This window comes from Vreelandella xerophytica, assembly GCF_968048975.1.
On sequence record NZ_OZ309106.1, the window covers coordinates 871,882 to 893,163 of the forward strand.

Annotated in this window: 21 protein-coding genes and 1 riboswitch; of the genes, 12 read left to right on the plus strand and 9 right to left on the minus strand. The window is 59.1% G+C overall.

The annotated features are described in order from the left end of the window. Positions 1–18: 18 nt before the first annotated feature. Both ACWF8S_RS04065 and ACWF8S_RS04070 read right to left on the minus strand, forming a co-directional pair. Entirely contained in the window at positions 19–1,302 is a 1,284-nt protein-coding gene (locus tag ACWF8S_RS04065; RefSeq protein WP_447555561.1) for a NupC/NupG family nucleoside CNT transporter, read from the minus strand. A 43-nt stretch (positions 1,303–1,345) separates the two neighbouring features. Beyond that, positions 1,346–2,194, minus strand: coding sequence for an outer membrane protein OmpK (locus tag ACWF8S_RS04070; RefSeq protein WP_447555562.1), 849 nt, complete (start codon positions 2,192–2,194; stop codon positions 1,346–1,348). Between the two features lie 207 nt (positions 2,195–2,401). Here ACWF8S_RS04070 and ACWF8S_RS04075 point away from each other — a divergent pair, with 207 nt between their 5' ends. The 6 genes from ACWF8S_RS04075 (at position 2,402) to cyoE (ending at position 8,254) form a co-directional block, all read left to right on the plus strand. Beyond that, complete coding sequence (locus ACWF8S_RS04075) at positions 2,402–3,163, plus strand: DeoR family transcriptional regulator (RefSeq protein WP_447555563.1); 762 nt, start codon at positions 2,402–2,404, stop codon at positions 3,161–3,163. A 286-nt stretch (positions 3,164–3,449) separates the two neighbouring features. Next, positions 3,450–4,439 carry a ubiquinol oxidase subunit II gene (gene cyoA / locus ACWF8S_RS04080; protein WP_447555564.1) on the plus strand — a complete coding sequence of 330 codons (990 nt, stop codon included), beginning with the start codon at positions 3,450–3,452 and terminating at the stop codon, positions 4,437–4,439. 3 nt (positions 4,440–4,442) lie between these two features. Continuing rightward, complete coding sequence (cyoB, locus tag ACWF8S_RS04085) at positions 4,443–6,419, plus strand: cytochrome o ubiquinol oxidase subunit I (RefSeq protein WP_447555565.1); 1,977 nt, start codon at positions 4,443–4,445, stop codon at positions 6,417–6,419. Beyond that, a complete protein-coding gene (cyoC, locus tag ACWF8S_RS04090) occupies positions 6,419–7,045 on the plus strand; it encodes a cytochrome o ubiquinol oxidase subunit III (protein WP_447555566.1) in 627 nt (208 codons plus the stop codon). Before cyoB ends, cyoC begins: the two co-directional genes overlap by 1 nt. Position 7,046: 1 nt before the next feature. Beyond that, positions 7,047–7,376: a cytochrome o ubiquinol oxidase subunit IV gene (gene cyoD, locus ACWF8S_RS04095; RefSeq protein WP_447555567.1), complete on the plus strand. Its 330-nt coding sequence runs from the start codon at positions 7,047–7,049 to the stop codon at positions 7,374–7,376. Next, positions 7,334–8,254 carry a heme o synthase gene (cyoE, locus tag ACWF8S_RS04100; protein ID WP_447555568.1) on the plus strand — a complete coding sequence of 307 codons (921 nt, stop codon included), beginning with the start codon at positions 7,334–7,336 and terminating at the stop codon, positions 8,252–8,254. Before cyoD ends, cyoE begins: the two co-directional genes overlap by 43 nt. 73 nt (positions 8,255–8,327) lie before the next feature. Here cyoE and pta read toward each other — a convergent pair whose 3' ends face one another. Both pta and ACWF8S_RS04110 read right to left on the minus strand, forming a co-directional pair. Then, entirely contained in the window at positions 8,328–10,529 is a 2,202-nt protein-coding gene (gene pta / locus ACWF8S_RS04105; RefSeq protein ID WP_447555569.1) for a phosphate acetyltransferase, read from the minus strand. Beyond that, positions 10,526–11,710, minus strand: a complete 1,185-nt coding sequence (locus ACWF8S_RS04110) for an acetate/propionate family kinase (RefSeq protein WP_447555570.1) — start codon at positions 11,708–11,710, stop codon at positions 10,526–10,528. The genes pta and ACWF8S_RS04110 overlap by 4 nt, the downstream gene beginning before the upstream one ends. A 155-nt stretch (positions 11,711–11,865) precedes the next feature. Between ACWF8S_RS04110 and ACWF8S_RS04115 the strand changes: the two genes are divergently transcribed. The 6 genes from ACWF8S_RS04115 to ACWF8S_RS04140 all read left to right on the plus strand — a co-directional run bounded on the left by ACWF8S_RS04115 (position 11,866) and on the right by ACWF8S_RS04140 (position 16,697). After that, positions 11,866–12,783 carry an EamA family transporter gene (locus tag ACWF8S_RS04115; protein WP_447555571.1) on the plus strand — a complete coding sequence of 306 codons (918 nt, stop codon included), beginning with the start codon at positions 11,866–11,868 and terminating at the stop codon, positions 12,781–12,783. A 76-nt stretch (positions 12,784–12,859) separates the two neighbouring features. Further along, a complete protein-coding gene (locus ACWF8S_RS04120; RefSeq protein ID WP_447555572.1) occupies positions 12,860–13,369 on the plus strand; it encodes a porin family protein in 510 nt (169 codons plus the stop codon). Between the two features lie 159 nt (positions 13,370–13,528). Then, complete coding sequence (locus ACWF8S_RS04125; RefSeq protein ID WP_447555573.1) at positions 13,529–14,056, plus strand: outer membrane beta-barrel protein; 528 nt, start codon at positions 13,529–13,531, stop codon at positions 14,054–14,056. A gap of 198 nt (positions 14,057–14,254) precedes the next feature. Then, a complete protein-coding gene (locus ACWF8S_RS04130) occupies positions 14,255–15,316 on the plus strand; it encodes an HlyD family secretion protein (protein ID WP_447555574.1) in 1,062 nt (353 codons plus the stop codon). Continuing rightward, entirely contained in the window at positions 15,306–16,406 is a 1,101-nt protein-coding gene (locus ACWF8S_RS04135; protein WP_447555575.1) for a DUF2955 domain-containing protein, read from the plus strand. Before ACWF8S_RS04130 ends, ACWF8S_RS04135 begins: the two co-directional genes overlap by 11 nt. Before the next feature lie 111 nt (positions 16,407–16,517). Then, positions 16,518–16,697, plus strand: coding sequence for a CsbD family protein (locus tag ACWF8S_RS04140; RefSeq protein WP_447555576.1), 180 nt, complete (start codon positions 16,518–16,520; stop codon positions 16,695–16,697). A gap of 66 nt (positions 16,698–16,763) precedes the next feature. Here ACWF8S_RS04140 and ACWF8S_RS04145 read toward each other — a convergent pair whose 3' ends face one another. The 5 genes from ACWF8S_RS04145 to ACWF8S_RS04165 form a co-directional block, all read right to left on the minus strand. Beyond that, positions 16,764–16,916: a hypothetical protein gene (locus ACWF8S_RS04145; RefSeq protein ID WP_447555577.1), complete on the minus strand. Its 153-nt coding sequence runs from the start codon at positions 16,914–16,916 to the stop codon at positions 16,764–16,766. Positions 16,917–17,029: 113 nt separating this feature from the next. Continuing rightward, positions 17,030–17,224: a hypothetical protein gene (locus tag ACWF8S_RS04150; protein WP_447555578.1), complete on the minus strand. Its 195-nt coding sequence runs from the start codon at positions 17,222–17,224 to the stop codon at positions 17,030–17,032. A gap of 33 nt (positions 17,225–17,257) precedes the next feature. Then, positions 17,258–19,138, minus strand: a complete 1,881-nt coding sequence (gene thiC / locus ACWF8S_RS04155; protein WP_447555579.1) for a phosphomethylpyrimidine synthase ThiC — start codon at positions 19,136–19,138, stop codon at positions 17,258–17,260. A gap of 33 nt (positions 19,139–19,171) precedes the next feature. Then, a complete protein-coding gene (tenA, locus tag ACWF8S_RS04160; protein ID WP_447555580.1) occupies positions 19,172–19,840 on the minus strand; it encodes a thiaminase II in 669 nt (222 codons plus the stop codon). Positions 19,841–19,918: 78 nt separating this feature from the next. Further along, a riboswitch (TPP riboswitch) is annotated at positions 19,919–20,067 on the minus strand. Between the two features lie 81 nt (positions 20,068–20,148). Further along, a complete protein-coding gene (locus tag ACWF8S_RS04165; RefSeq protein ID WP_447555581.1) occupies positions 20,149–21,093 on the minus strand; it encodes an integron integrase in 945 nt (314 codons plus the stop codon). Between the last annotated feature and the right edge of the window lie 189 nt (positions 21,094–21,282).

Sequence of the window (21,282 nt, forward strand, 5' to 3'; positions counted from 1 at the left end):
CCCGTGACGCTTGAAAGATTACGTCGCCACGCTACCCAGCGCGATGAAAAAGCCCGCAATCGAGGCCGACATCAGGTTGGATAGCGTACCGGCCAGTACGGCTTTGACGCCGAAACGCGCGATTTCGTTGCGCCGCGTGGGTGCGATGCTGCCAAGCCCGCCCAGCAAGATGGCAATGGAGGAGAGGTTGGCAAAGCCGCACAGTGCAAAGGACAGAATCGCTGCGGTGTGCGGCGTCATCATCTGACCCGTGGCGGCCACGACCTGTTCCCCATCGATGTAGGGGGCCAGGTTGATAAAGGCCACAAACTCGTTGACGACGATCTTCTGGCCAATGAACGAGCCGGCAAGTGTGGCCTCCGCCCAGGGGACGCCGAGCAAGAACGCAAGCGGTGCAAAGAGCCAGCCCAGAATCAGCTCGAGACTCAAGGACTCGAAGCCGAACCAGCCGCCCACGCCGCCCAGAATGCCGTTGATCAGGGCGATCAAGCCGATGAACGCCAGCAGCATGGCGCCGACGTTGGCGGCCAGCATCAGCCCCGACGTGGCCCCGGAAGCCGCCGCATCGAGCACGTTCACCGGTTTGTCATCCAGCTCGCTGAGCTCTTCGTCCACCTTGGAGACGTCATCGCCCTCATTGCTGTCTTGCGTTTCCGGCATGATCAGCTTGGCGAACAAGAGCCCGCCGGGAGCGGCCATGAACGAGGCCGCCACCAGATACTCCATGGGAATGCCTAACTGCGCGTAGCCTGCCAGCACCGAGCCCGCCACCGACGCAAGACCCCCGCACATCACGGCGAAAAGCTGTGATGGCGTCATGCGCGCGATGAACGGACGTACCACCAGCGGCGCCTCGGTCTGGCCCACGAAGATATTGGCCGTGGCCGACAGCGATTCGGTGCGCGAGGTGCCCAGCGCCTTTTGAAGGGCGCCGCCCAGGATGCGGATCACCCACTGCATGATGCCCAGGTAGTAGAGCACGGCAATCAGCGAGGAGAAGAAGATGATCACCGGCAGTACGCGAACGGCGAAGACAAAGCCGACATTATCGACGCTTGCCAGGCCGCCAAACAGGAAATCGATACCGTCGTTGGCAAAGACCAGCACCTGACTGACGCCTGCCGAAATGGTCTCCAGAAAGGCCTGGCCAAACGGTATGTAGAGAACGAAGGCTCCGATACTCGCCTGGATGGCGAAAGCCCCGAGCACCGTGCGCAGGCGTATGGCCTTTCGGTCGTAGGAGAAGAGCAGGGCAATGATCACTAGTGTGATCATCCCCACCAGGCTCATAATCAATGTCATAAAGAACCCCTCGCGTCATCCGAGCGCGTTGTTGGTTAACGTCTTACAGGAAGTTGAGCTTGACCGAATAGATCATGGCGTTCTGGTAGACATCGGGGGCGCCCAGCTTGTTATCAGAGTAGCGGTATTGAACGCCGGTGGTGATCAGATCCGCCGGGTGCCACCAAAGACCGATAGCGCCATTGGTGCCGGTACGTCCGGCAGTACCGTTGACGTAGTTCTGCTCGAGGTAGTCGCTGTCACGATCGAAGGTCTGCTCGTGCCAGTTGGTCACGCTGAAGCCCTGATCGAACGCGTTGAATTCATAGCCTGCCACCCAGCCTGCCATGTAACCGTTCATGCCGGTATAGCCATCGCTTTGCACACGTGCCGGGCCGATGAAGGGCTTGAACCAGAAACCGTTATCGAAACGGGTACGATACCCAAGGCCGATGATCTGATCCTGCTCGCGGCTGTCAAAGCCGTAATCGCGAAAATCATAGACGTGGGCGTAGAGCGAGAAGGGGCTGTCACCTAGATAGATGTGCGAGGTGACCTTGCCGGCGGTGCGGAAGTTGTCCTGGCCGTTGCTGGATTCATCGAACTGATCGTTGGTGGGGTTCTCGAAGTCGAAAAAGCCGTAGAATTCGCCCCAGTTGAAGCCGACGCCCCCTTCCAGTTCCACGTAGGTGAAATCGCTCTTGGCCGCGTTGCTGGCGGTGCGCCGCTCGGTACCGTTGGACCAGTCCAGATAGTTGACCGAGACATTGGCAAACGACCAGAGCCGGTCCAGGGTTTGCGGTTCGGGTTCGTTGGCCATTGCCTGGGGGGCAAGCAACGCGCCTGCCAGCAAGGCGCCGACCCCGCGTAAAGTGAAAGAATGCGGGATACGATTAAAGCGTTGAGCAGTCATAAGGCCTCAGGATTGTCATGGCGCAGCCGCCACCTGGTTTTTGTGTGGGGCGTTGGCATTGCGCTGGAAGTTCATGTGTGCGGGCTGGCGGATGTTAGAATTATAACATTCAGTGTTATTTCTTTAACACCGGTTTGCAATAATCGGTTGGCAACGATCTAAGAGACAATGCGCGATGTATGGTCAACGCCAAAGGGAGCAGGCACCATGAACGATCGTCGTGAAGAGCGTCTAGCGCTGTTGAAAGAGGCGCTTGTCAGTGAGGGAACGCTGCATCTTCGTGATGCGGCCACGCTTTGCGGCGTGAGTGAGATGACGGTTCGTCGCGACCTTCAGACCTGTCCGCAGTCGATCAGTCTGCTGGGCGGTCGGCTCGTCAAGGCACATACTCCTTTGACTGCCTACGACCTGACCGAGCAGCAAGCGCTTGACTACCCGGTAAAGCATCGGCTTTGCCAACGTGCGCTGGGCTTTATCGAGCACGGCGATACGCTGTTCATCGATTGTGGCTCCACCTTGCTGCCTTTGCTGGGCTATCTATCGCGCTTCAAGGAGCTGACCGTGGTGACCTATGCCCTCAACGTGGCCCATAGCGTCGCCTTGCTCTCCAATGTACGACTCATACTTTTGGGCGGGCTTTATTATCCCGCCTCGCAATCCTTCGGTGCCGAGGATCCTTTTCAGGAAATTGGTCGACTGGGGATCAACAAGGCACTGATTTCAGCGGCGGGTGTGGATGTCAGACAAGGCGTGAGCTGCTTTCATTTTCATGAAGTGGCCCCCAAGCAGGCGGCAATGGCGGCGGCGCAAAAGCGAATTTTAGTCGTCGATGCACGTAAAATGGGTATTGTTCGACCAGCCTATTTTGCTACTCTTAGCGACTTCGATGTGGTGGTCACAGACGATGAGCTGGTTTCAAAACGTTTTGAGGCCCGCTTGGCCTCTTTGCCGGACATCGCAATCACTTAGCTTCGAGCACGGTAACTAACGATTTGGGTCGGGTAGGGTGCGGCAATGCGTCGCTTTCTGCGCGCTGTCAATCAATAGAAAATACCGCTGCTTTGGTCTGTGCGTTGAACGCACGCTAAGTTCGCTACCAACCCCATGCGGTAGCGCATATTTTTCCCGGCGTAATCAGCGTATCGCTTAGTGCTCTGGGAAAAATATGGGGTGCTAGTTGGTCTGCTATATGGCATATCGTTTGGCCTGCTGTCTGGCGACCAGTTCTGTAACGCAACTCTGACGAGATCGCACCATGCAACAACCCTCCAAATGGCGCAGGCGCGGCACTTTTTTCGTGCTCCTTGCGCTGTGCTTGCTGCTGGCAGGCTGTAGCTCGGCCCTCATGGATCCCAAGGGCGATATTGGTGAAGCACAGCGTTCACTGATTCTCAGCGCCTTTGGCTTGATGCTCATCGTGGTTATCCCCGTCATTGTGCTCACAATTGCATTCGGTTGGCACTATCGGCGCAATAACACCGTGGCGCAGTACCTGCCGGACTGGGCACACTCCAACGTGATCGAAGCCATCGTGTGGCTGGTTCCCGTGGTCATCGTCGGTATTCTGGCGGTCATTACCTGGCGCTCCTCCCACGAACTCGACCCGCACCGCCCGCTGGAAAGCGATCAGCCGACACTGGAGATCCAGGCCATCTCGCTGGACTGGAAATGGCTGTTCATCTATCCGGAACAGGGGATCGCGACGGTCAACGAGGTCACAATTCCGGTGGATACGCCGGTACGTTTTCGTGTCACCTCCGGTTCGGTGATGAACGCCCTGTTCATTCCGCGCCTGGGTACGCAGATCTACGCCATGGCGGGTATGGATAACGATGTCCACCTCATTGGCAATGAAATCGGTAACTACTGGGGGCGCTCTACCAACTATAGCGGTGCAGGCTTTGCCGGTATGGTGTTCGATGCGCAGGTTACCTCGGCCGATGACTTCGATGCATGGGTAGCTGAAGTCGCAGCATCGCCGGACACCCTGAGCTATCCCGAGGGTTACTCTGAACTTGCCGAGCGTTCTTCGTTCCATCCGGTTGAGTACTTCTCGGATATAACGCCTGAGTTCTACGAGCGACTGGTCAGCAGTTTCCATACGGGTACAGATCCTGAAACGGATACGCAGGACGCAGACCGTGCACCGGCCGTGGATAGCAATGAAGCCTATCAAACGACCGAAAACCAAGAGGGTGAGGAGGCTGAAAACGGCCAGCTCATCAGCAACGAGGCGGGAGGGTAAGCCGTGTTCGGTAAACTAAGCTTAGACGCGATCCCCTTCCACGATCCTATTATCGTGATCGTGGGAATTGGGATGATTATCGGTGCGCTCGCACTGGTGGCTGCACTTACTTACTTTCGTAAGTGGGCATGGCTATGGAATGAGTGGTTTACATCGGTAGACCACAAGAAACTCGGTATCATGTACTTCATCGTGGCGCTGATCATGCTGCTGCGCGGCTTTGCCGACGCCATCATGATGCGTACACAGCAGATGTTCGCCGCTGGCGGCTCGATGGGCTTCCTGCCTCCGGATCACTACGACCAGATCTTTACCGCCCACGGCGTTATCATGATCTTCTTCGTGGCGATGCCGATGGTCATTGGTCTGATGAACCTGGTGGTGCCGCTGCAGATCGGTGCACGCGACGTCGCCTTCCCGTTCCTCAACAATTTGAGCTTCTGGCTGTTTGCCGTCTCGGCGCTGCTGATCAACATCTCGCTGGTACTGGGTGAATTCGCCACCACCGGTTGGCTCGCCTACGCACCCCTTTCGGGGATAGAGTACAGTCCCGGGGTCGGGGTGGATTACTGGATATGGGCGCTGCAGATTTCCGGTGTGGGTACCACGCTGACCGGCATCAACTTCTTCGTCACCATCCTGAAGATGCGTACCAAGGGCATGACGCTGTTCCGCATGCCGATCTTCACCTGGACCGCACTGTGCTCCAACGTGCTGATCATCGCATCGTTCCCGATTCTGACAGCCACCGTGGCGATGCTCACGCTTGACCGCTATCTGGGTATGAACTTCTTCACGAACGACATGGGCGGCAACGTCATGATGTACGTGAACCTGATCTGGGCGTGGGGCCACCCGGAAGTCTATATCCTGATTCTGCCGGCGTTTGGTGTCTTCTCCGAAGTCATCGCGACGTTTGCGCGTAAGCGTCTGTTCGGTTACCACACCATGGTCTGGGCCACGGTAGCCATCACCGTACTGTCCTTCATCGTCTGGTTGCACCACTTCTTCACCATGGGGGCCGGTGCCAACGTCAACGCCTTCTTCGGCATCATGACGATGATCATCGCCATTCCGACCGGGGTTAAGGTCTTCAACTGGATCTTCACCATCTTCCGCGGTCGTCTGGAAATGACCTCACCGGTACTGTGGACGCTTGGCTTCATCATCACCTTCACCATTGGTGGTATGACCGGTGTGATGCTGGCGCTGCCGGCGGCGAACTTCGTGCTGCACAACAGCCTGTTCGTCATCGCGCACTTCCATAACGTCATCATCGGCGGCGTGCTGTTCGGTATGCTGGCGGGTCTGACCTACTGGTTCCCGAAAGCGTTCGGCTTCACGCTGAACGAGAAGTGGGGCAAGCGTTCGTTCTGGTTCTGGATCGTTGGTTTCTACACTGCGTTCATGCCGCTGTACGTGCTGAGCTTCTACGGCGCGGCGCGCCGCATGCAGTCCTACCCGAACGCCGAATGGCAGCCCTGGATGATCGTTGCCTGGGTGGGTGCGGTACTGATCGCCTGCGGTATCGCCTGTACGCTGATCCAGTTCTACGTCAGCATCCGCGATCGCAAGCAGAACCAGGACGTGACCGGCGACCCGTGGGACGGCCGTACACTCGAATGGTCTACCTCTTCGCCCGCGCCGTTCTACAACTTCGCGCATGAGCCGGTGGTGGGTGATATCGACAGCTTCTGGACCCAGAAACAGCGGGGTCTGGAGCAGGCAGACGAGATGACTTACCACGACATTCATATGCCGAGAAACACTGCGGCGGGCCCGATTATCAGCGTGTTTGCCATGATCTTCGGTTTCGCAATGATCTGGCACATCTGGTGGCTGGCGATCGTTGGCGCCGTGGGTACGCTTGTGAGCTTCCTGGCTCGCGTGTTCAACGACGACATTGACTACTACGTACCGGCCGCCGAAGTCGAGCGGATCGAACGGGCGCATCAACAGCGTGTGGAGGCACATTCGTAATGGCGACAGATACAATGCATCACGACGGCGCCCATGCTGACGAGCATCACGATCACGACCATCATCATGACGTAGAAGGCACCAAGGTCTTTGGCTTCTGGGTCTACCTGATGAGTGACCTGGTGATCTTCGGGTCGCTGTTCGCCACCTACGCCGTGCTCATGAGGGGCACGGCGGGCGGGCCCACCGGCGCCGATATTTTCGAGCTGCCGCTGATCCTGTTCGGCACCTTTGCGCTGTTGATCAGTAGTTTCACCTTCGGCATGGGCGTTCTTGCGATGAACGCCCAGCGCGTCGGCCAGCTGAAAATGTGGCTGATGGTGACCTTCGTGCTAGGCCTGATGTTTCTGGGGATGGAGGTCTACGAATTCCATCACCTGATCCATGAAGGCTACGGCCCGGACCGCAGCGCGTTCTTGTCGGCGTTCTTTACGCTGGTGGGCACGCACGGTCTGCACGTCACCTTCGGCATGATCTGGATTCTGGTGGTGCTGGTGCAGCTTCAGACCAAAGGCCTCAACCACATGACGCGTCCACGCATCCTGTGTTTGAGCCTGTTCTGGCACTTTCTGGACATCGTCTGGATCTGCGTTTTCTCCTTCGTCTACCTGATGGGAGTGCTTTGAGATGAGTTCTGCTTCTATTCAACCGGCGAGCGCCCACGGTTCCACCAAGTCCTACGTTCTGGGTCTGATCCTGTCGCTGGTGCTGACGGTCATCCCCTTCGGCGCGGTCATGATGGACATGTTCAGCACGCCGGTCACCGTCTGGATCATCGTGATCACCGCGGTGCTGCAGATGCTGGTTCAGCTGGTCATGTTCATGCACCTGAACACCAAGGCGGACGAAGGATGGAACATGATGTCCTTCGTATTTACTGTCTCGATTCTCGCCCTCGTGGTAGGAGGCTCTCTGTGGATCATGCATCATCTGCATCTCAACATGATGATCGGCTAGCCACGATGCCCAGCCGGCGGCAGGATCTGCTGGAACTGACCAAACCCGGCATCATCGGCGGCAATCTGATTGCCGCCATCGGGGGCTACTTTCTGGCCGCTCAGGGGCAGTTCGACCTGGTGACCTTTGCCGCCGTGCTTTTGGGCATTGCGCTGATCATCGGGTCGGCCTGTGCCTGCAACAACGTGATCGACCGCGATATCGACGCACTGATGGCGCGTACGCGCCATCGGCCGCTGGTACGCGGCAGCGTGTCAGTCACCCAGGCACTGGGCCTGTCCGCTCTGCTGGGCGTATGCGGCGTGGTGTGTCTGGCGCTGGGTACCAACGGCTTGACCGTGGCGCTGGCGGTGATCGGCTGGGGTGTCTATGTAGGCATCTACAGCCTTTATATGAAGCGTCATTCGGAGTACGGCACACTGGTGGGCAGCCTTTCCGGGGCCATGCCGCCGGTGGTGGGTTACTGTGCCGTCACGGGCAGTTTCGACAGCGGCGCCATCGCGCTGCTGGTGATCTTCTGCCTGTGGCAGATGCCGCACTCCTACGCCATCGCGATCTTCCGCTATGCGGATTATCAGCGTGCTTCCATTCCGGTGTTGCCGGTCGTGCGCGGCATCAAGACTGCCAAGCACCATATCCTGGGCTACATCGTGGCGTTCATTCCCGCATCACTGGCGCTTGGGCTTGCAAGCCAGGCCGGGCTTGGCTATCTGTGCGTGGCACTGGTCATGGGCTTTTACTGGCTCTATCTGGCGCTGCGTGGCTATCGCCTGGAAGACGATGTGCGCTGGGCGCGACAGGTATTTGGTGTCTCGATTCTCACCATTACGGCGCTGAGCATCATCATGGTGCTGGAAGCCGTGGTACCGCTCGCTTAAGGCTTCGCCTTCGCGGAAAGTAAAAACGCCCCAGGGGTCAACCCTGGGGCGTTTTTATTGGGAGGTACGTTCGCTAGCCGTTGGATTGACCGTCGTCGCGCTGGCTTGCCTGAATGGCGGTCAGGGCGATGGTATAGACGATGTCATCGACCAGTGCACCACGGGAAAGGTCGTTCACCGGCTTGTTCAAGCCTTGCAGCATGGGGCCCACACTGACCACCCGTGCGCTACGCTGCACCGCCTTGTAGGTGGTGTTACCGGTGTTGAGATCCGGGAAGACAAACACGGTGGCCTTGCCGGCCACGGGGGAGTCCGGCGCTTTCTGCTTGCCCACGCTCTCGATGGCCGCCGCATCGTACTGAAGCGGGCCATCGATCAACAGGTGCGGGGCACGTTCTTTGGCGATACGAGTGGCCTCGCGCACTTTATCCACATCGGCACCCGTGCCCGAATCGCCGGTGGAGTAGCTGATCATGGCGACTCTAGGCTCGATACCGAAGGCTTGCGCCGAGCGCGCGCTCTGCAGGGCAATCTCGGCAAGCGTTTCGGCGTCCGGGTCCGGGTTTACCGCGCAGTCGCCGTAGACCACTACCTGTTCCGGCAGCAGCATGAAAAATATCGACGACACCTGATTGTACTCCGGCGCAGTCTTGATCAGCTGAAACGCCGGGCGAACGGTGTTGGCGGTGGTGTGAATGGCGCCGGACACCAGGCCATCGACTTCATCGAGGGCCAGCATCATGGTGCCCAGCACCACGTTATCCTGCAGCTGGGCCTCGGCGGTCAGCTCGTTGAGCTTGCCTCGACGCCGCTCGACCATCGACTCGATATAGTGGGCCCGAGTGCTTTCCGGGTCGATGATCGAAAGCTCCTCGGGCAGGGTCAGGCCGCGATGACGGGCGACGCTCTCGATCTCTTCACGCTGGCCAAGCAGCACGCAGTCGGCAATGCCGCGGCGCTGACAAACGATGGCTGCCTCCACGGTGCGGGGCTCGTTGCCCTCCGGAAGCACGATGCGCTTTTTGACCTGCTGGGCCTGCTTGACCAGCTGGTAACGAAACGCCGAGGGCGACAGACGCCGGGTGTAGCCGCGGCTCAGGTTGGCCTTCAGCCACTCAAGATCCATGTGCGCGGCGACATAGCGGGCCACCTGTTCGGCGCGCTCGAAATCATCCATGGGAATCTCGCGATTCACCTGGGTCAGGTTCTGGGCGGTGGTCAGGCTATCGGTTTCCACCGCCAGCACCGGCAGGCCGGTCTTCAAGGCCGGCCGGCACATCTCGATCATGTTGTCGTTGGGCATGAACCCGTTGGTGAGCAGCACGCCGGCAAGCTGGGTGCCGTTCATGGTTGCCAGCGCCGAGGCCAGCACCACGTCATCACGATCTCCCGAGGCCACGACCAGGCTGCCCGGCGTAAAGATATGCAGCGCGTTTGCCGCGCTGCGCGCGCAAAGGCTGGTGGAAAGCACGCGGCGGCTGGCCGCGTCGCCTTCGCTGAGCACGGTAGCGTTGAGCGCCCGGGCCACGTCCAGCGTGCGCGGCGCGCTCAGGGTCTTGCTTTGAGGCACAATGCCGATCAAGTGAAAGCTTTCGGTTGCCAGAAAGGGCGAGTAGCGGCGAAGCTCCTCAAGTACCGGCTCTTCAAGCTGGGGTTTTACCGTGCCCGGCGCGGCCGAGATATCGTCCTCGTGGCCGCCGTAGGGCAGGTTTTTCATACGCATCAGGATGCCGCCCAGGGTGCGCTTGGAACCCACGCCGCCAAAGCTTCGGGCGTGCATGTCCAGCTCTTCGGCCAGCCGTTGGGGCTCGTTCAGATCGCCCGTGCCCACCAGAATGATCCGGGCATTCAAGGCGTGGGCCAACTGGGCATTGGTCTGTGTGGCGTAGGTGGTGTGCTGGGTAGGTACAACACCTTCCACCACCACCAGATCCAGCGCGGTGCCGTCGCGGTAGGCCTGCCGGGTGACCTGATCGAAAAGCTCGATGACGTCTTCCATCAGCTCGTCGATGTGGTCGTCGCGCAAAAGCCGCTCCAGGCGGGCCTGGGAAATAGGCGAGGGCGGGCGCAGGTTCAGCGTGCGCGAGACCAGCGCCGTGGAGCGGTCAAGACCCGGTCCGTTGAGCTCGTTTTGCATGAAGGGCTTCAAGAAGCCCGCCTTCAGGCCAATGGTATCCAGCGCCTGGATGAGTCCCAGGCACGCCGAGGTCAAACCCGCGCCGGCGCTGGTGGGCACCAGCAGGATCGCCTGGGGTTGGTCGTCAGCGGTATTCATATCAGCGTCTCCAGACATTGACGGGTTTCCATGGCGATACGCCCTTCTTCGTCGGTGGGGATGACCCACGCCTCGGGCCCTGGGTGCGATGGCTTGCCGATCGCCCCTTCCTGGCCGCGAACGGTTGCCTCGTTCGCCGTTTCATCCAGCGCGAAGTTGAAGTGGGGCTGCAGCGCGAGAACTCGCTCGCGCACGACCGGGGAGTTTTCACCAATGCCCCCGGTGAAAATGATCCCGTCAAGCGTGGGCAGCGCGCAGGAGAGCGCCGCCAGCGACTTGGCGATACGGTAGCAGAACACTTCCAGTGCCAGGGCGGCGCCGGGGTGGTCCGCCAGCGCCTGCTCTTCGATTTCGCGCATGTCGTTGGTCAGGCCGGAAAGGCCCAGAAGCCCGCTTTGCTTGTTGAGCACATCGTCGATCTTGTCCAGCGACCAGCCGAGCTGGCGGTGCAGGTGGGCGTGAAGGCCAGGGTCCACATCGCCGCTGCGTGTACCCATCACCAGGCCTTCCAGCGGGGTCAGCCCCATGCTGGTATCCACGCTCTCACCTTGCCAGACGGCCGCAGTGGAACAGCCGTTACCCAGGTGCGCCGTCAGCCAGCCGCCTTCGCCGCGGGTGCTCAATTCGGCGGCGCGATGGCTGACAAAGGCGTGACTGGTGCCGTGGAAGCCATAGCGGCGAATGCCGTGCTGGGTATAAAGCGACTCGGGCAGGGCGTAGCGGTAGGCTTTGGGCGGCAGGGTCTGGTGAAAGGCGGTATCGAACACCGCGACCTGGGGCAGGTCGGCGAACACGCTCTGAGTGGCGGTAATACCCGCCAGGTTGGCCGGGTTGTGAAGCGGTGCCAGGGCGGCGGTGGTTTCGATGGCGGCAATCACGTCTTCGGTAATCAGCGCCGCCTGGGTGAACTGTTCGCCCCCGTGAACGATGCGGTGACCCACCGCGGCCGGAAGGCGGCCTTCCAGACGATCCAGAATCGCGTTCAGCGCCTTGGCGTGATCGGCGCCGGCAAGCGCCTGAGTAAAGCTTTCACCGGCGCTGGTCTTGCCTTTCAGGCGCGCCTCGGCACTGCCCAACCGCTCGGCCAGGCCAGCCAGGCGCGGCGCGTCGGGGTCTGAGTCGATTAACGCGTATTTGATCGAGGAGGAGCCACAGTTGATCACCAGTACCGGTGCGTTCATATAAGCCTTCTTTGAGATGGGTTAGCTTAAAACGGGCGTATAGACTTTAGTGTAGCATGGGGCTTGTCTGGCAATCAGCGCTGAAGCGCGCAGGCCATCCATGTAATATGGCAGATTCTGCCCCTTATTTATCCAATATGAGCCGATCTGTCGCCATGTCAGCCTTATCCACGTCATCACTTCCACGCCATCTGGCGATCCTGTTGCTGGTGACGGTGGCCAGCATGTTCGCGGCTAATCATGTGGCAGCGCGGCTTGCCTTTGATAACGGCGCCGGATTGCTGCTGGCCATTTTAACTCGCTCAGGCGTTGCCTGTTTGATCCTGGTCACTCTGGTGTGGGTGCAAAAGAAGAATCTCTGGCTGCCCAAGGGTACCTGGCCGTGGCAACTGGCGGTCGGGCTCTTGATCACCGTGCAAAGCATCAGCCTCTATTCGGCGGTAGCGCGGCTTCCGGTGGTCATCGCGCTGCTGCTGGTCAATACCTTTCCCATTCAACTGGCGCTGCTTGGCTGGGCGCTGGGCGGGCCGCGGCCGACCCCTCGCCAGTGTCTGGTAATGGGCACCATTCTCATCGGGCTTCTGGTCGTGCTGGACATTCCTTCCTGGCTGGCCCAGGCCGAAAGCATGGGGCCCGAGTGGGCGGTGGGTATCGGGTTTGGCCTCACCGCGGCCTTCGTTTTTGCAAGCGCGCTCTGGATTACCGAGCATCGCTTGTCCGGCGTGGGCAGTACCTTGCGAAGCCTTCTGACCATGCAGACCGTGTTTTTCGCCATGGTGATTGGCGCGGTTGCGGGGGTGGTGCCCGGCGGGATGGATCTGCCCGCCAATAACGCAGGGTGGACAGGCCTTGCGCTGCTCGGGCTTTTGTACGGCTCGGCGTTTTCAACGCTATTCATCTTCGTGCCGCGTCTGGATATGGCGCGTAATGCGCCGGTGATGAACATCGAGCCCGTAGCGTCATTGGTGTTTGGATATTTCGTTCTAGGTCAAATGCTTGGCCCGGTGCAGCTTTTAGGCGGCGCCGTCGTGGTAGGGGGTATCGTGTTCCTGAGTCTTTCGAAGGTGCGCTAGCCATTTGCGTTTCGCGTTATCTTGAGGCACACTGAAAAGCGTAAGGAAACACTGTTTTTTAACTGAGGTTACCCCTATGAAGATGACCGTATTATCACTCACTTCTGCCGCCGTATTCCTGGGCGCAAGTGCTTTCGCGGCATCAGCCCAGGCGCAGCAATCCTTCAACTACCCGGAAGGCTACATCGGCGGCGACGCCATGTTCTGGAGCCTGGACCCCGACCGCGGCTCCTCTCGCGATGACGTGGGCCTGCGTATTCGCGGCGGTTCGCAGTTCAATGACTACTTCGCCCTGGAAGGCCACTTGGGTACCGGGGGCTCCGATGGCGCCGCTGAGCTCGACTATCTGGCCGGCATCTACGCCAAGGGCATCGTGCCTGTCGCCCCCAACGTTCGCCTTTACGGCCTGGCCGGCATGACCGAGGTGGATTTCGATATCGACCGTGAAAACGGCTTCTCCTACGGCGGCGGCGCTGAAGTGGATATCGCCCCCAACGTATCGGTGGGCGCCGATTACATGCGCTACCTGGATAAATCCGACTACGATTTCGACGCGGCAAGCGTGGGCCTTCGCTACCGTTTCTAAGCATTTATTCAGACCGCTAAAAACCCTCGCCGACAGGCGGGGGTTTTTTATGCGAGCAACAGTTAAATATAGTGAGCAAATGGATTGCCCAAGTAATTAATTTTGGTTAGTCTTGAGCCTGGGAGATCATCAATAATACTGATAAACTCAGGGGTTGGTATGAAGCTGGTAGTAAAAGTGGCTGTGATCGCGGCGCTAGGATTTGGCGGTAGCGCGTTCGCGCAGTCGTTTCAGGTAGGGTATCCGCAGGCTTATGTCGGCGCTGACGCCATGGCTTGGCGTTTGGATCTCAGTGGCGTAAGCGAAGATTTCGATTCGGCAGCGCTTCGTCTGGTAGGTGGTATAAAGCTCGATGACTATCTGGCAGTAGAGTTCCACGGTGCTACCGGCGGCTCCGATAGTGTCTATGGCGCAAAAGTCGAGCTCGATTACCTTGTCGGCGGCTTCTTGAAAGGCATCGTGCCGCTGGGTAATAGTGCACGTATCCATGGGCTAGTGGGTTACTCGGAATTGAAGCTATCCGTTGATGGCTTCGGAAGCGGCCGCGATGACGGCATTTCATTCGGCGGTGGAGCCGAGTTCGATGTCGCCGACAACCTGGCAATCAGCGGCGATATCATCCGCTATCTAAGCCCGTCCGAATACGATTTCGATGCGGCGAGCCTGGGCTTGCGTTATCGTTTTTAAGTACGGCTTTCATTTAAGTACGGCTTCAATTTGAGTTCGGTTTCCATGCCCGTCGAGAGCCCCGCCCAACCGGTGGGGATTTCGTGTTTCAAGCGCTCTCGATGAGCTACATTGTTAGCGTGCTAATTGTTTGTTAGACTAACGTATTAACTTGGATAGGCCCTGGCTTCGGCGGGGGCTTTGAATGAGAACTTACGTATGTCTCCCGATCAGCGCTTTACCCGATGGGTAAGGGTGGCTTTGGCTGCCTTTGCTCTTTTGTTTATCTATTTTCTTGTCGCCGACAGCTTCATGCCGCTGACCCCAGAGGCGCGTATCATGCGCCCGGTCACACGTATCGCACCGGAACTCAGTGCCCCGGTAAGCGAGGTGGTCGTGCAGGACCACGAGCAGGTCACCCAGGGTGACGTGCTGTTTCGCCTGAACGCCGAACCCTACGAGATTGCGCTTGCCACCGCCCAGCTCAACGTCGAGCAGGCCGAGCAGGAAAACGCCCGTTTGAGGGCTGAGCTGGCCGCTGCCCGGGCCTCTCTGGCCGCTGCCCAGGCCACCTCGGAGGAACTCAATGGCGAGCGGCAACGGGCGCAGTCTCTGGTAGGGCGTCAGAGTATTTCCCGTCAGCAGTACGAGCAGCGGGTTGCGGCGGCAAATACCGCCAATTCCGATGTGCGCGCGGCCGAGGCGCAGATCACCAGCCTGGAAGTGCAGCTAGGCGAAGAGGGTGATGCCAACCTGCGCCTGCGCCAGGCCCGCAACGCCTTGGCCAAGGCGCAGTTGGACGTCGAACGCACCGAGGTTCGCGCGCTCGAGGCAGGGCAGGTGACCAACCTGCAGCTTCAGGCCGGCGACTACGTTCAGGCGGGCCAGCCGGTGCTCGCACTGGTGTCCAACCGGGTGGATATCGTGGCGGACTTTCGCGAAAAAAGCCTTCGCCACATGCGTATCGGTGATGAAGCCAAGGTCGTTCTGGATGCGCTGCCCGGCCACATCTTCGAAGGCCACGTGATCGCGCTGGATGCGGGTGTACGCGAAGGCCAGATCAGCCCCAACGGCCAGCTTGCCGATATCCCGACCTCCAACCGTTGGGTACGCGATGCCCAGCGCCTGCGCTTGCACGTCAGACTGGAAGACCCGCTAGCGACGATGCCCCCCAGCGGTGCCCGGGCAAGCGTTCAACTGCTACCCGGCGAACACCCTCTGGCACACCCCCTTGCCTGGCTTCAGGTGCACCTGATCAGCTGGCTGCACTATGTCTATTGAACGGCTGACCACTTGCCTGCGCAAAAGCGCCGCGGAGGTCAGGGAGTCGCCGAACGAGCCCGTGCGCCCGGCGCTGCTCGATGAAAACGGCCTGCGCCAGTGCCTGCGGGTGGCCGGCGGCGCCACGCTCGGGTTCGTCATCAGCCAGTTGATGGGGTGGAACTACGGCGTCTTCTTTACCGTGTTTCCCATGTTTCTATTGGGCATGGTGCCGCTTTTGAATGCCGGCATCCTTCGTCAGTTTCTGGGCAACGCCGCCTTCAACGTGGTGGAAGTCAGTTTGATCATCGGCCTTTTGCAGCACATGCCGGCGGTGATGACACTGGTGGTGCTGGGCATCTTTCTGTTTCGTTTCAACCTGATGGCCAAAGGCCCATTATTTCTGTACGCGGCCAACGGGGTCGTCACGCTCAGCATCCTGCTTCACTTTGCAAGCTATCCCGGCGTGGACCTGGGCGAGCTCTTGACCGCCAATCTTCTGGCAAGCGTGCTGGCGGTAGTGATCGCCATGCTGATGCATACGCTGTTTCCCGATGTTGCGCCGCGCCAGCCACCGCCGCGCGCCGAGAAAACGGCCTCACAGATTCGTCACGAGACGCTTCTGGGGGGGATTACTGCCACGCTCTCGTTTGTGGTATTTCAGACCTTTGATCTTCGCGACTCGCTCTCGGCGCAAATGGCGACCGTGCTGGTGCTGTTTGCCATGGGTTACGCGGGTGCTCAAGCCTCCTCCATCAAGCGGCTGGTCGGCACGCTGTTGGGGTGCAATATCGCGCTGGTGATGCAGATGCTGCTTTACACTCAGAGCAACCATTTTCTGCTGGTCGTCCTGCTTTACTGGCTGGGGTTGATGCTGTTTGCCCGCGAGCACGTGCGCGAGGCAGGCGGCTCCGGCGTGGGCTTTGGTGGCATGACCACTCTGGGTATTTTGTTCGGCCAGTCGCTCGGGCCCAGCCAGGACCTCGTCTACAGCGCGTTTTATCGGTTCTCTTCCATGTTTGTGGCGCTGGCTTTGACGCTGATGGTCATGCTCTGCCTTCATTGGCTACTTAACGCCTGGACACCCACGGCGTTACCCAAAAGAAATTGAGGCAACTTTTTTTAAAAAGACTACTCTAATAAATACCTGCACCGCCAAAGGCAATGAATGCCTTCCTTGCAGGGAATATATTTCCTACTAACGGATTAGAGGTAAATCGAAATGTCTAATGCAAACGAAGATAAGACCAAAGGCGCCGGCAACAAGGCAGCAGGCAAAGTCAAAGAAGCGGCCGGTAAAGTAACCGGTAGCGACAAGACCGAAGCCAAAGGCAAAGCCCAGCAGGCGAAAGGCGACGTGCAAAAAGGCAAAGGCGATTTGAAAGACGCCGCCAAGAAGTAACACTCACTTTCCCAGAATAGTCAGCAGGGGCCCTCGGGTCCCTGCTTTCGTTTGCGAGAACAGGGTTTACTCGTCAGCCATTTCTAACGAAAAGCCCATCTCCAGACCTTCATTGACCACTTTGAGCCAAGCTTCCATATTCTCGTAGAAGTCGCCATAGCGTCGGAACTGCTCGATTTCAGCCTCGGATAGCGCCTGGTTCGGGTCCTGCACTGCCACGTTTGCCAGCTCATTGTAGATTCGCCGGCGATATAGGCGTGCATCTCCGGGGGAAGCAGGAAGCTTTCGACGCGTTGTGCTTTGCCCCCGGTACGAGCCCCGGCTCGCCAAGTTCAGACAGAAAAGCGCAGCAGCGTCATGGGGTTGGGCGAGGCCAGTGTCAAAAGCCCGGAGGCAAGAGTCGTACCGTTTTCTACAAGAAGGCTATCGATGCTCGCGTGCATGCCCGAAAGCGATGGCGCGATCATCATTGCCAATGGGTGTCTCAGCGTTGCGCCACTAAAAAAGGGCCTGGGTGCTACGCGCACGAAGGCCCTTTGACACGCCGCTAATGGGCAGGTTTACACCTTCTGATAAAGCTCGCTGCCCTCCTGACGGAATTTCTCGGCCTGTTCCTGCATGCCCCGCGCCGCGTCACTTCCCGGGGCGGCGTCACGGTAGGTATCGCGCACCTCCTGGCTGATCTTCATCGAGCAGAACTTCGGCCCGCACATGGAGCAGAAGTGCGCTACCTTGGCAGAGTCCTTGGGCAGGGTTTCATCATGAAACGCCCGTGCGGTGTCCGGGTCCAGCCCCAGGTTGAACTGGTCTTCCCAGCGGAACTCGAAGCGCGCTTTCGATAGCGCGTTGTCGCGGCGCTGGGATGCCGGGTGGCCCTTGGCCAAATCCGCCGCGTGGGCGGCGATCTTGTAGGTGATGATGCCGGTCTTCACGTCCTCCTTGTTGGGCAGGCCCAGGTGCTCCTTGGGTGTGACGTAACAGAGCATCGCACAGCCGAACCAGCCGATCATGGCCGCCCCAATGCCGGAGGTAATGTGATCATAACCGGGTGCGATGTCCGTCACCAATGGCCCTAATGTGTAGAAGGGCGCCTCGTCGCAGTACTCCAGCTGCTTGTCCATGTTCTCCTTCACCAGGTGCATGGGCACATGCCCCGGGCCTTCGATCATCACCTGCACGTCGTGCTTCCAGGCAATATGGGTCAGCTCGCCCAGGGTTTTCAGCTCCGCCATCTGCGCTTCATCGTTGGCGTCGGCAATCGAGCCCGGGCGCAAGCCGTCGCCGAGGGAAAACGCCACGTCGTACTGTTTGCAAATCTCGCAGATCTCCTCGAAGTGGGTGTAAAGAAAGCTCTCCTGATGGTGATACAGGCACCACTTCGCCATGATGGAGCCACCGCGGCTGACGATACCGGTCACCCGGTTGGCGGTCAGTGGCACGTAGCGCAGTAATACGCCGGCATGAATGGTGAAGTAGTCCACGCCCTGTTCCGCCTGCTCGATCAGCGTGTCGCGAAATACCTCCCAGGTGAGGTTCTCCGCCACACCGTTGACCTTCTCCAGCGCCTGGTAGATCGGCACCGTGCCGATGGGCACCGGCGAGTTGCGCAGGATCCACTCGCGGGTTTCGTGAATGTTCTGCCCGGTGGAGAGGTCCATGATGGTATCCGCGCCCCAGCGGATGCCCCAGGTCATCTTGTCCACCTCTTCCTCGATGGAGGAGGTCACCGCCGAGTTGCCCAGGTTGCCATTGATCTTCACCAGGAAGTTGCGCCCGATGATCATCGGCTCGCTTTCCGGGTGGTTGATGTTATTGGGAATGATCGCCCGGCCGCGGGCCACCTCATCGCGCACGAATTCCGGGGTGATCTCATCGGGGATGCTGGCGCCGAAGTTCTGGCCACGGTGCTGGTGGCCCAGAATCCGCTCGACTTCGGCATCACCCAACATTTGGCGGCGCTGGTTTTCGCGGATGGCGATGAACTCCATCTCCGGCGTGACGATACCCTGGCGGGCGTAGTGAAGCTGGGTCACGTTCTTGCCCGCTTTCGCTCGGCGCGGGGTGCGCTTCAAATCGAAGCGAAGCTGAGCCAGCGTCGGGTCGTTGGCGCGGCGCTTGCCGTACTCGGATGTCAGCCCTTCCAGAAACTCGGTATTCCCGCGCTCCTCGATCCAGGCCCGGCGCAGTTCCGGCAAACCCTGGCGCAGATCGATCTGTGCGGCCGGGTCGGTATAAGGGCCGGAGGTATCGTAAACCAGCAGCGGTGGGTTCTCCTCGGCAGCGCCGCTGGTGGTGGTCGGCGAAAGCGTGATTTCGCGAAACGGTACGCGGATATCCGGGCGCGAGCCTTCGACGTAGCGCTTGGTGGAGGCGGGCAGCGGCGCGATGGCGGCGGCATCGACCTGGGCGGTTTCGGCCAAGAAGTGTTGGGTGCGGCTCATGGTCGTGGTCTCTTTTTGTGGTTGTAGTGGCGGTTAGTCGGTCAGATCCAGACCCATCTGCCAGAAGTCGATCTCCAGGCGGGTGGCATCGCGAAATATCTTGGTGAGTTCTTCAAAGCGAGTCGGCGATACCTCGGCCAGGCGGGCGTTCAGCCATTCGAGCTCCGCGTGCATCGCGGCCTGAAATTCCTCGCCCTCGTACATGGCAATCCAGGCATCGAACGCGTTATCGCCGCCGCGCACTGTGGAGCCCTGGGCGTTCAGCCAGTTGGCGATCTCGCCGTAGCCGATCAGGCACGGGGCGAGCGCCACGTGCAGATCGAGCAGATCGCCGCGGCTGCCGGTATCCAGCACGTAGCGGGTATAGGCCATCGTCGCCCGCGCTTCGGGCAGCTTAGCCAGGTCGTCTTCACTGATGCCCCACTCGCGGCAAAAGCCGATATGCAGCCCAAGCTCCACATCCACGATGGCTTTCATGCCCTCATGGGCCTGGCGCAGGTCGGCAAGCGTCGGGCTCTTGTAGGCGGCCAAGGCGTAGGCACGGGCGAAGTGAATCAGAAACAGGTAATCCTGCTTCAGGTAGTGGCGAAAGGAGTCTTCAGGGAGCGTGGCGCTGCCCAATTGGCGAACGAAATCGTGTTCGATGTAAGCGCGCCAGTCGTTGTGGCAAGCGGTGGTGAGATCGTTAAAGCAGTAGCCCATGTTTCCTCCGGGAGTAGAGATCCGAAGGGCAGGCGAGAAGATCGAGGAAATGGCGGGGAAGGGGAGTGAGACGTTACACCGGCGCCATCGCTTGATCCCTACGCCGGTACCCGCGCTTTTGAATAAGCGCATTAGCCGGATCAGGTTCAGCGGGACCAGCGCTTGGAAGCTTTAAGCTCGCCCTGCGCCATCTCAGCCGGATATCACCGGCACCCCGTCAAGCAGTCGTCTTGGCGAGTCTAGGCGGCGGTGGAGGTAGATGCAAGGGGGAAAGAGCCGAACAGCTCCAAGAGAGTAAGGCGGCGCCGTTAACCCAACGGGCTTTTGACCCCTGCAAAGTCGTTACCCAGCACATGCGTGTATATCTGAGTGGTCTCGACGCTTTTATGACCCAGCAATGCTTGCAACGTGCGTATGTCTGTCCCTTGGCTAAGCAACTGAGTCGCGAAGCTATGCCGCAAAGAGTGGCAGGACCCAAGGCGGGTTAAAGACGCCGCGCGCATGGCGTGTTTCACCGCTTTTTGGACGGCAGAGGTATGAATGTGATGGAGCACTACCCGGTTCTCGGCATCAAAGCAGGGTTTGGATGAGGGAAAAAGCCACTGCCACGCAAGTGACGTTCCGGCGTTGGGGTACTTTCGGTCTAGCGCGTAAGGGAGTGACACGGGGATCACGCCGGTTCCAAGCCGCTTGGCCAGTTGCTGCTCTGCCTGGTAAACGTGGGATTGCAATGGCGCTATACAAGACGGAGGTAAGAGCGTCGTACGGTCCTTATCGCCCTTGCCGGAACGTATGGTAATGACTTGCCGTGAAAAATCGAGATCCTTGACCCGAAGACGGCAGGCTTCAGAAACACGTAACCCGGAGCCATACATAAGCGAAGCGATGAGGTGCATGGAGCCTGTCAGGTGCTCGAAAACACGCATCACCTCTTGATGAGAAAGCACGACCGGTAAACGCTGAGGGCGTTTGGCTCGGCTGAAAGTGCCAATATCACCCAGTGGTTGTTCAAGTACGTGCCGATACAGGAATACGATGGCATTAAGCGCCTGATTTTGTGTGGCAGCGGCCACGCGCCGCTCAGTTGCGAGATACTCCAGAAACTGCCTGACTTCTTGACCTGCCATCGTGGCTGGGTGGCGTATTCCATGAAAACGAATGAAGAAGCGAATCCAGTAGCAATACGTCTTCTCAGTGCGAAGGCTATAGCGTTTCACCCGCAAGGTAGCCCGGACCCTATCCATTAGTTTCATGGGGTATCCTTTTAGTTTAATTTTTATATGTATTTATATACAGTATTATTGAGAATGGCAAATCATGCCAGCACGCGAATTTTGGATAGGCAGCCAAAATTTGCTTTGCTAGTAATAGAATCAATGAGGTAGATTTGATCAGAGCGGCTAGATAACCCCAATGAACGTGCCGGCACGTTCATTAAGGTT

Bases quoted from the DNA above. Each gene is read 5' to 3' on its own strand.
- ACWF8S_RS04065 (WP_447555561.1), bottom strand. From the start codon at position 1,302: ATGACATTGATTATGAGCCTGGTGGGGATGATCACACTAGTGATCATT.
- ACWF8S_RS04070 (WP_447555562.1), bottom strand. From the start codon at position 2,194: ATGACTGCTCAACGCTTTAATCGTATCCCGCATTCTTTCACTTTACGC.
- ACWF8S_RS04075 (WP_447555563.1), top strand. From the start codon at position 2,402: ATGAACGATCGTCGTGAAGAGCGTCTAGCGCTGTTGAAAGAGGCGCTT.
- cyoA (WP_447555564.1), top strand. From the start codon at position 3,450: ATGCAACAACCCTCCAAATGGCGCAGGCGCGGCACTTTTTTCGTGCTC.
- cyoC (WP_447555566.1), top strand. From the start codon at position 6,419: ATGGCGACAGATACAATGCATCACGACGGCGCCCATGCTGACGAGCAT.
- cyoD (WP_447555567.1), top strand. From the start codon at position 7,047: ATGAGTTCTGCTTCTATTCAACCGGCGAGCGCCCACGGTTCCACCAAG.
- pta (WP_447555569.1), bottom strand. From the start codon at position 10,529: ATGAATACCGCTGACGACCAACCCCAGGCGATCCTGCTGGTGCCCACC.
- ACWF8S_RS04110 (WP_447555570.1), bottom strand. From the start codon at position 11,710: ATGAACGCACCGGTACTGGTGATCAACTGTGGCTCCTCCTCGATCAAA.
- ACWF8S_RS04115 (WP_447555571.1), top strand. From the start codon at position 11,866: ATGTCAGCCTTATCCACGTCATCACTTCCACGCCATCTGGCGATCCTG.
- ACWF8S_RS04120 (WP_447555572.1), top strand. From the start codon at position 12,860: ATGAAGATGACCGTATTATCACTCACTTCTGCCGCCGTATTCCTGGGC.
- ACWF8S_RS04125 (WP_447555573.1), top strand. From the start codon at position 13,529: ATGAAGCTGGTAGTAAAAGTGGCTGTGATCGCGGCGCTAGGATTTGGC.
- ACWF8S_RS04130 (WP_447555574.1), top strand. From the start codon at position 14,255: ATGTCTCCCGATCAGCGCTTTACCCGATGGGTAAGGGTGGCTTTGGCT.
- ACWF8S_RS04135 (WP_447555575.1), top strand. From the start codon at position 15,306: ATGTCTATTGAACGGCTGACCACTTGCCTGCGCAAAAGCGCCGCGGAG.
- ACWF8S_RS04140 (WP_447555576.1), top strand. From the start codon at position 16,518: ATGTCTAATGCAAACGAAGATAAGACCAAAGGCGCCGGCAACAAGGCA.
- thiC (WP_447555579.1), bottom strand. From the start codon at position 19,138: ATGAGCCGCACCCAACACTTCTTGGCCGAAACCGCCCAGGTCGATGCC.
- tenA (WP_447555580.1), bottom strand. From the start codon at position 19,840: ATGGGCTACTGCTTTAACGATCTCACCACCGCTTGCCACAACGACTGG.
- ACWF8S_RS04165 (WP_447555581.1), bottom strand. From the start codon at position 21,093: ATGAAACTAATGGATAGGGTCCGGGCTACCTTGCGGGTGAAACGCTAT.